The organism is Psychrobacter sp. 1176_08 (assembly GCF_052850615.1).
In genome coordinates this window covers 15918-28925 of record NZ_VXCU01000013.1, presented here as the reverse complement: position 1 = coordinate 28925, position 13008 = coordinate 15918, and the positions used below count along the sequence as shown (strand labels likewise).

General features: G+C 42.7%; 11 protein-coding genes. 2 read left to right on the top strand and 9 right to left on the bottom strand.

What is annotated here, in order from left to right:
- Positions 1 to 90: 90 nt before the first annotated feature.
- The gene (locus FW759_RS13580; protein ID WP_057758766.1) at positions 91 to 327 is read right to left on the bottom strand and encodes a hypothetical protein; all 237 of its coding nucleotides are present in this window, start codon (positions 325 to 327) and stop codon (positions 91 to 93) included.
- A 275-nt stretch (positions 328 to 602) separates the two neighbouring features.
- Here FW759_RS13580 and FW759_RS13575 point away from each other — a divergent pair, with 275 nt between their 5' ends.
- Both FW759_RS13575 and FW759_RS13570 read left to right on the top strand, forming a co-directional pair.
- Positions 603 to 1199, top strand: coding sequence for a recombinase family protein (locus FW759_RS13575; protein ID WP_057758764.1), 597 nt, complete (start codon positions 603 to 605; stop codon positions 1197 to 1199).
- A gap of 214 nt (positions 1200 to 1413) precedes the next feature.
- A complete protein-coding gene (locus FW759_RS13570; protein ID WP_446443248.1) occupies positions 1414 to 2997 on the top strand; it encodes a Fic family protein in 1584 nt (527 codons plus the stop codon).
- A gap of 378 nt (positions 2998 to 3375) precedes the next feature.
- Here FW759_RS13570 and FW759_RS13565 read toward each other — a convergent pair whose 3' ends face one another.
- The 8 genes from FW759_RS13565 to FW759_RS13530 all read right to left on the bottom strand — a co-directional run bounded on the left by FW759_RS13565 (position 3376) and on the right by FW759_RS13530 (position 12981).
- A complete protein-coding gene (locus tag FW759_RS13565) occupies positions 3376 to 3693 on the bottom strand; it encodes a recombinase family protein (RefSeq protein WP_446443249.1) in 318 nt (105 codons plus the stop codon).
- 447 nt (positions 3694 to 4140) lie between these two features.
- Positions 4141 to 4473, bottom strand: a complete 333-nt coding sequence (locus FW759_RS13560) for a YnfA family protein (protein WP_446443247.1) — start codon at positions 4471 to 4473, stop codon at positions 4141 to 4143.
- Between the two features lie 781 nt (positions 4474 to 5254).
- On the bottom strand, positions 5255 to 5962 hold the full coding sequence (gene lspA / locus FW759_RS13555; protein WP_057758759.1) for a signal peptidase II: 708 nt from the start codon (positions 5960 to 5962) through the stop codon (positions 5255 to 5257).
- A gap of 141 nt (positions 5963 to 6103) precedes the next feature.
- Complete coding sequence (gene ccmI, locus FW759_RS13550; RefSeq protein ID WP_057758757.1) at positions 6104 to 7384, bottom strand: c-type cytochrome biogenesis protein CcmI; 1281 nt, start codon at positions 7382 to 7384, stop codon at positions 6104 to 6106.
- Positions 7381 to 7863: a cytochrome c-type biogenesis protein gene (locus tag FW759_RS13545; protein ID WP_406947853.1), complete on the bottom strand. Its 483-nt coding sequence runs from the start codon at positions 7861 to 7863 to the stop codon at positions 7381 to 7383. The genes ccmI and FW759_RS13545 overlap by 4 nt, the downstream gene beginning before the upstream one ends.
- An 83-nt stretch (positions 7864 to 7946) precedes the next feature.
- The gene (locus tag FW759_RS13540; RefSeq protein WP_446443246.1) at positions 7947 to 8609 is read right to left on the bottom strand and encodes a DsbE family thiol:disulfide interchange protein; all 663 of its coding nucleotides are present in this window, start codon (positions 8607 to 8609) and stop codon (positions 7947 to 7949) included.
- Complete coding sequence (locus FW759_RS13535; protein WP_446443245.1) at positions 8610 to 10658, bottom strand: heme lyase CcmF/NrfE family subunit; 2049 nt, start codon at positions 10656 to 10658, stop codon at positions 8610 to 8612.
- A 121-nt stretch (positions 10659 to 10779) separates the two neighbouring features.
- Positions 10780 to 12981, bottom strand: coding sequence for a heavy metal translocating P-type ATPase (locus FW759_RS13530; protein WP_446443244.1), 2202 nt, complete (start codon positions 12979 to 12981; stop codon positions 10780 to 10782).
- Positions 12982 to 13008 lie beyond the last annotated feature (27 nt).

Here is a 13008-nt window from a genome sequence, read left to right as displayed (position 1 = left end):
ATTTGAGTATTTGAGTATTTGAGTATTTGAGTATTTGAGTATTTGAGTATTTGAGTATCATTCCGTTTCTTTAGCTACAACAACTATCAGTTAACGCGAGCACTTAGCCGTAATTTGTATTTCAGAATAGCTATGCCCAAATTTTAGGAGACTAGCGATAATCTTACGCTTCCCGGTATCTTTCCTACGTCCTGAGTATTTACCCTCTGTCTTAACACGAGCAATACCTTGCATCTGACGGTTACGCCGATCTTTATAGTTCTTTCTAGCAATATCAACGAAAATATCAAGCACCATTGAGGTGATGGCTTGCAATACGCTAGTCATAAACTCAGTATTGTTTGCAGGCTACAAGGCCATATATGAAGTCGGCAGCTCTTTTGATACTGCCGCTAGCTTTTTCTCAGACAGGATTTTTTAAGATGTCCCAGTCATACTGATTTAAAAGTGCTAAGCGGTCTACCATTAGTCTATACCCAAAACATAAAACCTCTAAACGATAATCTATCTATCATTTGACTTATCTTAGCAATTAAACGATAGTAATATCCTGGTATTATCAATGAACATTAATTATCAAGTCTAAGTAATAGAGGGGCGTTATGACCGTTCGTATTTATGTGAGAGCCAGCACTAAGGATCAAGACGCTACTAGAGCATTAGTAGATTTGGTTGCCTTCAGTAGCCGCTATGGTGATAGCTATGTTGATTACGTTGAGCACTTCAGTGGTACAAAGCTCGATAGACCAGTATTAGCTAAGTTGCTAAAGGACGCCGAGCAAGGCGATATTTTATTGGTTGAAAGCGTAGATAGATTAAGCAGACTATCTCAAGTTGATTTTTCGATTCTAAAGCAGCGTATCAAAGATAAGGGCTTACGATTGGTGGTGGCTGATCTACCAACCACACATACGATGAGTGACGGTATGACAGGTGAGATCCTAAAAGTGATTAACGATATGCTGATCGATTTATTAGCGACCATGGCAAAGCTTGATAATGACAAGCGTAGAGAGCGCATTAAACAAGGATTGGCCAACAGTGGCTATAAACCCACTGGTAAGAAAGCCAATACCGCAAAACACAATCGTATTAAAGAATTGGCCAGTCAAAACAATATGACAAAAGAAGAGATCGCTAAGGCGGTTGGTGTTGGCGTAGCTACTGTTTATCGTGTCTTAAAGCAGGTTAATAGTTGAGGTATTTTAAATATCGACCTATATTTTCTGTTTGTATTTTCAGACGCTAATGTTTGTAGGCAATTGATTCAACATGCTCTTTTGTCTTAATCTAAAGGTATCGCAATGTCATACGAAAATCGTTTTAATGCAATAATGCTTCATTATAATCATTATATTGCATTCATAATTGTTTTTGCGCAAAATGGCTTATCTATAATCGCTTGAGCCACTCATGATGAATACCCCTACCTCAGATCCTATTGGCGCAGCATGGCTTGTCCGCTATGCCAGTATTGAGCTGGTTTCCCCTTTATATGTCAGCAGCAGTATCGGTGGACGCAGACAAACCTATAAAGACGGTGACGTCATCCACAACGCTTATCAAGAAAACGCGCGTCCATTGGACACAATCATTGCGCATTTACAGTTTCACATGCGTCATGAAGTACTGAATTTAGAGTTACTGGTTCGTCTATTTGAGCAGATAGGGGCAAATGACGTGCAAGCATGGGTAAACGCTGAGCCGACAGGCAGCTATGCCCGTAGAATGGCTTTCTTATATGAATGGCTCATGGATAAGCGTTTAGAGGTACCAAGTAATATAGGTGGTAACTATGTGGATGCTTTAGATGCTAAGAAATTGGTTACTTCAAGTCCTTCGCAGGTCATCAAGAACGCTCGCTGGCGTAACAATGACAATATAGCAGGAACCCGTCATTTTTGTCCGATGCTGGTGAAAACAGAGGCCTTTACGCAAGCAGCTGCACTCGATATTGCCACGATGGTTGACAAACTTAACGATGAATTTGGGCAAGACTTACTGATGCGCGCCTCCGTATGGATGACCCTACGAGAGAGTAAAGCCAGCTTTACTATAGAAGGTGAGGGAAAAGAGTTAAAACGCATTGAACGTTTTGCCGATGTGATGGCACGGCGTACCGGCACCGGTGACATTCCGCTTGATCCTGAATCACTAGCAGAGCTGCAACAAGAGATACTCGGTAGCAAAACGGTTATCCAGCAGTATGGTGTCCGTCAATCGCCAGTTTTTGTGTCGCATACTCAGGTGAATGGCTTTAAAGAAATTGTGCACTATATCGCGCCACCTGCTGATGACATTGCTAACAAGCTAGCAGGGTTACAGGTATTTATGGAAAAGACTGAGGGACAATCAGCACTGATGCGTAGTGCGGTTGCCTCCTTTGCTTTTGTATATATTCATCCGCTGGCGGATGGCAATGGCCGTGTACATCGCTTCTTAATTAATGACGTCCTCAGGCGAGACCAAGTCATTCATGAGCCGATTATCCTACCTATATCACAAGCCATTGCTGAGCATCCCTCAGACCGTCATGCCTATGACAAAATTTTAGACCGTGTCTCTGTGCCGCTTATGAAGCAAATCCGTGATCATTACAACTTTGATAAAAAGGCAGTTACTTACCCTGATGGTATTCGCTCAAACTTAAATTTTGGAAATACTCACCTGATTCAACCTGCATGGCGCTTTATGGAACTAACGCCTCACGTTCAGTATTTATCAGGACTGATTGCTCATGTTATTGAAAAAGAGATGCATAACGAGTCACAGTACCTAAGAAAGCATGACCATGCACGACTGGCGATAAAAGAGATTGTTGAGATGCCCAACAGCTATGCCGATAGAATCATTCGCAGTATGCTGCAAAATAAGGGTGCTAAAAGTAATAAGCTATTGAAGGATTATCCATTTTTAACAAATGATGAGGTTTGGGACGATATTTTCTCTGTCGTTGTAGAGACCTTTAAAGATGAGACAGATGAATTGAGTAGGTAGAACAGACCCTGCTATATGCAGGGATGTCTACCTTGACGATTAAGCTGGTATAAATGTCATCGTTGCGATGATGATTCGACTACAAAAGATTCGGCTGAGATACCGTAGCATAAAACGTAATCAATATTTTCTTACTTAAACAGAATATGTTAAAGGAGCTTTGATAACAGCCCACTTTTATTTGACAAGGATTATTACAGATCCTCAAAATAATTTTGAGTATTTGAGTATTTGAGTATTTGAGTATTTGAGTATTTGAGTAGCTATAACAGCTATCAGCTGACGCGAGCACTTAGCTGTAGCTTGTATTTCAGAATAACTATGTCCAGATTTCAGAAAGCTAGCGATAATCTTACGCTTCTCGGTATCTTTCCTACGTCATGAATATTTGCTTTCTACCTTAGCACGAGCAATACCTTGCATTTGACGGTTACGTCGATCTTCATAGTTCTTTCTAGCAATAGCAGCGAGCATATCAAGCATCATCGAATTGATGGCCTGTAATACGCTGCTCATAAATTCAGTGCTGCTATCAGATTGAGGAGTTATATAAGAGGTCGGTAGCTCTTTTGATACTACCGCCAGCTTCTTTTCTAATAGCATTCTTTTGAGAGTATCCCAATCAGCTTGGTTCAAACGTGCTAAGCGGTCAATCTGCTCAACCAAAATTATATTGCCTTCATGGGCGTCATCAATCAGTTACATTAACTGTGGACGTATTAAAGTTGCGCCTGACTCGTTTTCAACATAGAAGGCGGCAATTTTGTGACCATGATCAGTAGCAAACTGTATAAGCTCATTTTTGGCACGCTTGGCATCTTATTCTTTGATAAACGCTCGTAGATACGCTCTTATAAACATAAATACGTACAATAGTCTGTTATAAGCATCTCCATTACAGCAGTCTATTTTAAGTCGTCTATTAATCGGTTTTTGATGCCTTTTAGATGGTCCCCTTGGAGTATGCTTAAATAGAACCAGTGAAAACTGACTTTTTCTACCAACGTCGTTTGTCATAACCTCTGTTATGGCGACTGGGCAAGCCCAGGTTCTGCCACTCTGATTGGTGCTGGCCGCAGTGCTAGAGAGAATGTACCAGCCATAGTGGAGTTTTTAGTACGTGATGGTTAAAACAACCGTATTCTATGTATTGCGAGATGCAAACATAATAATAGCCATGCCTAGAAGTGCCACTGCTGTACCTAATATGTCCCATGTCGTTGGTCGAATACCATCAACAGCCCATAACCAAAGAATTGCCATTGTTACATACACACCACCGTAGGCGGCATAAACTCTGCCAACGGCGGTTGGATGTAAAGTCAGTAGCCATACAAAAGCAACCAAACTAAGCGCACTAGGGACAAGCAGCCATATTGACTTACCCTCTCTCAGCCATAAGTATGGCAAATAGCAACCTATAATCTCTGCTAGAGCAGTAACGGCAAAAAGCCCTACTGTTTTTAATTCAAACAAAAAACCTACCACTTTAATTATTCATAATTTAGCACTATAGTTTATCATCTCACTGTAAAAAATATCCTCAAAAAATATACTGCTATATAAAATATAAGCTATTTTTATCAATAACCTATACCCTAGAATAATAGGAAATCCATTGCAATGACAAAACCTGTTTGGTCTTTAAACAAGATGGGTTTGTCAACAGGATGTAAGATAAATTGGAAAAGTGAGTAGAGTGTTAGATTATTCATACTGGGTCTAAATTAAAATTTTATGGTGATTAATTTATGCTCAATGTTATTTAATGGTGGCTTGTGATTTAATTAAGAAAAGTAACCTTGAGTAATAAAATACGTTTGTAGCAGGGCTTGTTCTAAGCTCCTTTACTTCCACTTGTCTATAAATTATTTTTTAGTAAACGATCGGATATAAACGTGCCAAACGGTAAGAGTGAGCCGAGTACGCCCGCAGGTATTGCTCAAAGAAGCATTTTCATTTTGAGAGCTGAGCCTATAAGTATATAGCTTTGTACAGAGCTTTGAATTACTGGTTTTTGTCATCTACCACTTAGCACGTCACGTCTTCGTCTAGCCACTTCAAAATCATTCTGCGTTCACTCGCATACAATTATGCATTGGGTTTTAGTACATAGAATGAGAGAGTGTTTGTATTAATCATACATCACATTCCAGTTCGCATTTTTATAAACACACTTGAGTATAAATAGTATCTTTCCGTATAAAGCAGCTATGACGCTAGTTCTTTTTATTTGTACTGATCAACATTTACATGTTTATTCATTACGCTTACTTTCCAAAAACATCATATCAATTATAATCAACGCTACACCGACACAGACACCTATATCCGCAACATTAAAAATAGGATAATTCCAGACATCAGCATAGTGCACATGAATAAAGTCGACCACTTTACCGAGTCTTAAACGATCGGTTAGGTTACCAATTGCGCCGCCAAGCACTAATGCTAAACCCATAGATAATAGCTTGGCTTTGCGTGGTGCTTTGATTAAATAAACCGTCAAAAAAATAGCCATTATCAATGCTATACCTGAGAAAAACCACTTCTGCCAACCACCAGCATCGGCTAAAAAGCTAAATGCTGCTCCATAGTTATAAGCAAGTGTCCAGTTGAGGAATGGTTCAATAACCGGTACAGGATTATTAAAAGTTAACTTGGTTTCGGCCAACCACTTAGTCCATTGATCAAGTATTAATACCATTATCGCCAACAAATACCAGATAAAAGCGCGACTGCCATTGGCAACCATTTTTGGCATTTTATCCAACTTACCTTTAGGTGTTATCGAGTTGCCTGAAGTTACGTACATAGCTTTAGGCGTGTGATTCATAGTTTTAGAGTCAATTGATTGATGTGTACTACTCACAGCTATAGGTACTTTATTATCAGCAATATTAGTACTAGCCGATTCAACGCTATTCAATTTAGTACTATCTAATCTGTCGGTAGATTCAGTCATAGTTGTTTTCTTTATCTGTGTTTATACAATGAACAATGTTAAACGTATATGTTTTTAGTATACGACTATTAATAGCGTCACTTTTAAAAACTGCTCCACTTACCGCTATGGTATTATGAAACTTACGGTAATAATTTTTTATTAGGGAATCTGTTGATTGATTTCAACATTAACCTGAGTCTGTTCAGCGCTAATCACTATAGGATTACCCGATAAGTCGCCTGACTCTGCTATGGCATTACCGCTATGACTAATACGAGCAACGACTGCTAACTGAGTTTTGTCACTACGAGCTGAATTTAACGTGCGATCTGGCATCATCGCATCAAGATTGCTTAAACGGATACTGGCCTCACCTTGCTTAATAACACTAATGGGTAAACGTTTGGCGGCAAACGGTGGACCTCCTTTAACGTCACGTATCGCAACAAACAACACATCATCAGCTTTCACTAACGGTAATAAATTAGCGTTAATGTTCACTGTCACGTCAATACCTTCTAGCGCTTGCTTTTCTTGCGTGCTAACGTAGTTGCTTAACTCATCTAAGCTTGCTAAAGCTTTAGTATGATCACCTGGTTTGGCCACAATGCTGCCTTGTAAGCGTTTAATCCAACCTTGCGCTTGGGCAAAGTTACTACTACGAGTCTCACCCATTGCCATGAGCATTTGAGCCCGTTCATGCTGCGGATTCTTAGCTAATATAGCTTGTAATACACGGCGAATATTGGCGTCTAACTGACCTTCATTAACAAAAAAGCTAGTCTGAGCATAAGTGGTGGCGATTTCTTCATTTTCAGGAGCTAAACGATAGGCACGAGATAAGGCTTCCAGCGCAGAATCAGTTGCCTCCATAGATAAGAAAAGCTCGGATAGGCGCATCCAGCGATTAGGATCATCAGCATTACGATGAACATTGGTTTGCATGGCGCTAATCAGTTGACGACCATCTTCAAACGCCCATGATGGCGGCTTGTCAATTTTAGCTGTCAATAGGTCGTCAGCCACTTGTCCTACTTTGTCCTCAGCTGTCCACAAATCAAACACGGGCGTACGATTACCTATTAGTAAATACGCCATTGCAGCCAATATTGGGATCCAAGCTGCGACAATTAAACTGCTTTTGACATCAGGGGTGACCATAGGTGTTATCTGACGCTGCGCATCTAATAGCTGACGCTCCAGTTCCAGCTTTTGATTTTGATAATGGCTATTATTAATAGTACCGCTGTCTTTATCTGTTTGTAGCTCAGCTAAACGTTCGCGAAATACTGCAACATTAATATCTAGCAGTTGATTGTCTATTGGTTTGGACTGCAAACGCGGTGCTCGTAGCCATGGCATAATAGCAATCAGCGAAAATATAAGAGCAATCAGCAAGCTTAGAGTTACAAATAAGCCAAAAGTAGAAAATAGAGTCATTTTTTGTCCTCTAGGCTAGTAATGTCGTGGTCGACACTCTCAGCTTGCGATAATAGACGATCAAGCTCAGCCTTTTCCGTAGAGGTCAAGGCAGCAGTACTGTTCACTGTAACGCCGTTTTGGCCACGGGCGACAACTTGGCGGCGTTTACTTTGCCAAAACCAACCAACAATTAAGACGAGCAATAATAGTGGTGGAAAAAACCATAGGATCCATGTCGATGGTCGCATAGGCGGCTTGTAGCTAATAAAGTCACCGTAGCGCTCTTGCATATAGGCGCGTATTTCAGCATCACTACGTCTATCTTTAATTAAATCATAGACTTTTTGCTTTAGATCCTGTGCAATCGGTGCATCAGAGGCTGCAAGGTTTTGATTTTGGCATTTTGGGCAGCGAAACTCTTCTATTAATCCACGATACTGAGCTTCTTGCTGTGGTGAATCAAAATCGTATACGTCAATAGCTGCGTTTGCCGTCATGTTAAGCAGACACGCTAGTATTAAGCTTGCTAGTTTTAAAATTATATTGAGTTTTATTTGAGGAGCTCTTATTCGAGTAACGTTCATTTGCACATCTCCTCAACCTGAATGAGATCAGGGCTATCGTTGTTCTTATTAGCCTCATTAAGTACGGTCAGGCACGGCTTAACACGCTGTTGCCAATTGGCTTCATTAATCTCACCAACAATATGCTGACGAATGATGCCATCTCCATCCACAACAAAGGTTTCGGGCGCACCAGTTATGCCTAAGTCTAGAGCAAACTGACCCAATGAATCCTGAATAGACATAGAAAATGGATCACCGCCTCGGTTTAAGTAACTGAGCGCATTACCAATCTCATCCTTATAATTCACACCAACGATATCAACGCCGCGCTCTTCTAGTTGCATTAAAAACGGATGCTCAATAACGCAAGTTGGACACCATGAGCCCCAAACATTAAGTAAAAACGGCTTATCCGGCAAATTATCATTGGTGATAGTACGGGTAGTATCTGCTAATAACGGCAGCTCAAAGGTAGGAACCGGACGCTCAAGAGCGGTATTGGTCACAATGTCTGTTGGTTTACCTAAGCGCATGTACAATATAACTACCAAACCAAAAAAGAGGATAAGCGGAACTAAGAACCATAGCTTCGTCTGCTTTTTTTTCATTGTCTCTGGGTTACGCTGCTTACTGTTTTGGCTATTTTTTTGCTCAGGAGTATTATTCGACATAGTCATTTATTTCTCCTTTAGTGTCGACATCGTCGATGCTGAGATTGCCTGTTCAATAGCTACCTCATTGACTCCATCAGTAGCCAGATCACCAGTAACTAGCAATGGAGCTTTAACTTTTTTGATGCGGTATCGTTTATCAAGCATGCTAATTAATCCACCTAGAGCCATGATAATTGCCCCTAACCAAATCCAGCGAATTAATGGTTTTACATAAATCCTTAATGCCCATTGGTTACTACCATCGGCAATAGGTTCGCCCAGTGCGACATAAACATCGCGCATTAGGCTAGCATCAATGGCCGCCTCAGTGGTCGGCATAGTGCTAATGATATAAGTACGCTTTTCTGGATTCAGTTTCGCCACTTCACGACCGTTTTTGGATACCACGACTTGCGCCTGCGTTGCATCAAAGTTACTACCCTTTATTTCAAAAAATTCAGTTACTTCAAAATCGTAACCTTGAACATTGACTGTATCGCCAATACCCATTGCTACGTCACGCTCAGTACTCAAGCTACTAGTAAAGGCTATGCCAATGACAGCAACCAATACGCCAATATGAGCAGTCTGTTGACCCCAATAGCTCAGACGCAACTGCCGCAAACCGTTAAAAAGATTAGGCGCATTCTTAGTTTTATCTTTAAAATCAACTGCCATCCATAGCAGTGCCCAAAAGCTAACGGCTAAAGTCACACCAATATTAAGCATAGACGATGGATTAACAAAGTAAGTAATAATGGCGGCTAATACTAAGCTACTAACGGCGATGACCATGCCTATACCCAGTAGTGGACGGGTGTCTTTTTTCCAGCGAATATTTGAGCCCATACCCATAGCTATTAATAACAGCCACGTTAAAGGTACAAATAATGCATTAAAATAAGGAGGGCCAACGGACACTTGTCCTAAACCAAAGGCATCAGCGATAATAGGGTAAAGGGTGCCGAGCAGAACCACTAAGGTTGCAATCAAAATGATGGCGTTGTTGATCACTAAAAAGGACTCACGTGAAATCAGCTGATATTGACTTTCAACGGTTAAACGCCAACCTCGAACGGCAAACATTAATAGACCACTACCGATGATAATGCCAAGAATAGCTAAGATAACCAAACCACGCGTCGGATCAGCGGCAAACGAATGCACTGAGGTAAGGACTCCAGAGCGTACCAGGAACGTGCCAAGCAAGCTTAAGGCAAAGGCGAAAATAGCCAGCATGATGGTCCATGCTTTAAACACCCCGCGCTTTTCAGTGACTGCTAATGAATGCAGCAATGCTAAGCCGACAAGCCAAGGCATAAACGAGGCATTCTCTACCGGATCCCAAAACCACCAACCGCCCCAGCCAAGCTCGTAGTAGGCCCACCACGAGCCCAGTGCAATACCAATGGTCAAAAACCCCCAAGCCGCGAGCGCCCATGGACGTGACCAGCGTGTCCAAGCAGCATCTAAACGCCCTTCCCACAATGCCGCCATACAAAATGCAAAAGGTATTACCATACCCACATAGCCCATATATAACATGGGCGGATGAATAATCAGACCGAAATCTTGTAGGACAGGATTTAAATCAGCGCCATCGACCGCTAGATTGGGTAAAGTACGCTCAAACGGTGACGAGGTAAATATCAGCATCGTTAGCATCATTAACTGTACACCGGCCAAAATAACTAATACCCGCGCACGCATTGATAACGGCAAGCCGCGACTAAAGTATGATACCAGTGCACACCATGTGGCCATGATGGTCATCCATAGCAGCAAAGAGCCCTCGTGTCCGCCCCATGTCGCCGATAATTTATAGTACCAAGGCAACAGCGTATTGGAATGCTGCGCGACGTAACTGAGGCTAAAATCATTATAATAAAAACCTGCTATCAAAGCGCCAAATGACGTTATCATGGCGGCAAACTGTGCCCAAGCTAAGCTAGGGGCTAGTCGTTGCCAAGCAACTTGGTTATGAATAACACCAATAGTTGGCAGAATTACCTGCAATAACGCCAATACAAAAGCGGTAAGCAAGGCAAAATAGCCCAATTCTGTAATCAACATACGGTCTAACCTTATTTACTCTAATGCGGTTGCAGTTTACTGTGGCGGTGGAATTTTTATTATTAGAACCCACCCCTGAAATCTGCTGCTATCTCTAGTTTTTAATTGATTTCGAAGGGTTTTATTTAACTACTTTAGGCGGATTTACCAGTGGAGGCGCGCCTTTAAAGCGCAGTAAACGTAACGCATTAAGAGTAACGAGCACTGTTGCTCCAGCATCAGCTAGAACCGCAATCCATAGTCCAGTAATGCCGAATACGGTCGTGATCAGAAAGACGCCTTTGAGACCTAAAGCGAAAATGACGTTCTGATGAATGTTGCGCATGGTGGCACGTGAAAGTGCGATGAGATGAGCCATGTCCGTGACACGACTTTTTAATAATGCGATATCGGCCGTCTCAATGGCCACATCGGTACCACCACCCATCGCGATGCCAACATCGGCAGTTGCTAGCGCTGGCGCATCGTTAATACCATCACCAACCATCGCTATTTTGCGGTTGTTCTTCATTTCGTTAAGCAGGCGCAGTTTGTCCTCAGGCAACAGCTCAGCTTCCCATTCCACGTCTAAATTACTGGCAAGTGCTTGAGCGGTTAAGCGGTTGTCGCCTGTTAGCATGACGGAGCGCAAACCCATCGCTTTGAGCTGAGCCACACCTTCATGAGCGTCGTCTCGTAATTCGTCTCTTAGCGCGATTAATCCAAGCACTTCACGGTTTTGCTCATCGAAAAGAACAGAGACGGTCTTACCCTCATTTTGCAGCGCCTCGATTTGCGCCTGTTGTGTGAATGAAATCAATGCCTCATCGGCTGCGTAAACAGGCGAACCGATAGCTAGCGCGCGCTCCGCGACAGTTGCGTGTACCGCTTTACCGGCAGTTGCAGAAGCATTGGAGGCCACAGGTATGACCACTTTAGCAGCTTCAGCATGACTGACAATGGCTTCAGCAAGCGGGTGACTAGAACCAATCTCCACACTGGCAAAAAGCGCCAATATCTCATCTTGACCTTGAGAATTCTGACCTTGAATACTTGAGTCCTCTTGTGTAAAGGCAACAACATCGGTCACGCGTGGTTTGCCTTCAGTTAAAGTGCCTGTCTTGTCAAAAGCGACCGTCTTCACTTGGCCGATAGTTTCTAAAGCACTACCGCCTTTGATCAGCAAGCCACGGCGCGCACCAACAGCAAGACCAGAGGCGATGGCAGCGGGTGTTGATAGTACAAGAGCACAGGGACAGGCAATCAATAATAAGGCTAGACCTCGATATAACCAAGTTGACCAATCTCCGCCCATGGTTAACGGTGGGACGATGATAATTAGGGCGGCAATAGCCATCACAGCCGGTGTATAGTAACGACTGAATTTCTCAATAAAACGGGCAGTGGGTGCTTTGGAGGCTTGGGCTTGCTCTACCAGCTCGATAATGCGCGAAATGGTGTTATCGGCGGCTGTCTTTTCTACGCGCACTTGGAGCACACCATCGATGTTAATTGACCCTGCAAATACATTGTCACCCGTCGTCTTGGCAACAGGAACAGACTCTCCCGTCACGGGCGAATCATCAAGGCTGGACGCACCTTGAACAATGGAACCATCAGCAGATACGCTATCTCCAGGACGCACCAGCACAAGGTCATTCACTTGTAATGAAGTCGCTGGAACGTTACGCTGCCCACCTTGAGCATCAAGTAAAATTGCACTTTTCGGAACCAGCGATGATAAGGCTCTGATGCCAGCGCGAGCGCGATCAGCAGCGATACTCTCAAACAGTTCACCGATTGAGAACAAAAAGACAACCGCTGCGGCCTCTTCAGCTTCACCAATGATAAGTGCGCCAAGCACGGCGACGGACATCAGCGTTTCAATTGAAAAGAATGAACCTGTTTTAGCCAGTGCTAAGGCTTTGCGTGCAAATGGAAAAACGCCTACAATCACAGCGATGGCAAACACCCATATCCCATAAGCGGGGAACAGTAGTGACAGTGCATAAGCGCTGCCCATCAAAATACCGAGACCAACAACCTGTTTGCCTTTTTGAGTTTGCCACCACCGCTTATCCTGCGGAGCCATCTGATTGTCGCTGTCAATATCAATAGCCGATACAGTTTGTTGACCAGTATTGGCAGATATACCGAACCCTAGGCTTTTGATGGTTTTTTCGATATCACTAGCCTGAGTCGGCGCACCAGGGGCTAAATTTAGCTCTAGCGTTTCTGTAGCGAAATTCAGCTGAACATCAGAAACCCCAGGCATACGTTTCAAAGCTGTTTCAATCTTGCCGATGCAACTGGCACAGTCCATACCTTCAATATGATATTTCATAATAATTTACCCTTTGAATAATGATAT

Coding starts and splice junctions, on each gene's coding strand:
- FW759_RS13530 (WP_446443244.1), bottom strand. CDS start 12,981: ATGAAATATCATATTGAAGGTATGGACTGTGCCAGTTGCATCGGCAAG.
- FW759_RS13570 (WP_446443248.1), top strand. CDS start 1,414: ATGATGAATACCCCTACCTCAGATCCTATTGGCGCAGCATGGCTTGTC.
- FW759_RS13545 (WP_406947853.1), bottom strand. CDS start 7,863: ATGACGGCAAACGCAGCTATTGACGTATACGATTTTGATTCACCACAG.
- FW759_RS13540 (WP_446443246.1), bottom strand. CDS start 8,609: ATGACTATGTCGAATAATACTCCTGAGCAAAAAAATAGCCAAAACAGT.
- lspA (WP_057758759.1), bottom strand. CDS start 5,962: ATGACTGAATCTACCGACAGATTAGATAGTACTAAATTGAATAGCGTT.
- ccmI (WP_057758757.1), bottom strand. CDS start 7,384: ATGACTCTATTTTCTACTTTTGGCTTATTTGTAACTCTAAGCTTGCTG.
- FW759_RS13580 (WP_057758766.1), bottom strand. CDS start 327: ATGACTAGCGTATTGCAAGCCATCACCTCAATGGTGCTTGATATTTTC.
- FW759_RS13575 (WP_057758764.1), top strand. CDS start 603: ATGACCGTTCGTATTTATGTGAGAGCCAGCACTAAGGATCAAGACGCT.
- FW759_RS13535 (WP_446443245.1), bottom strand. CDS start 10,658: ATGTTGATTACAGAATTGGGCTATTTTGCCTTGCTTACCGCTTTTGTA.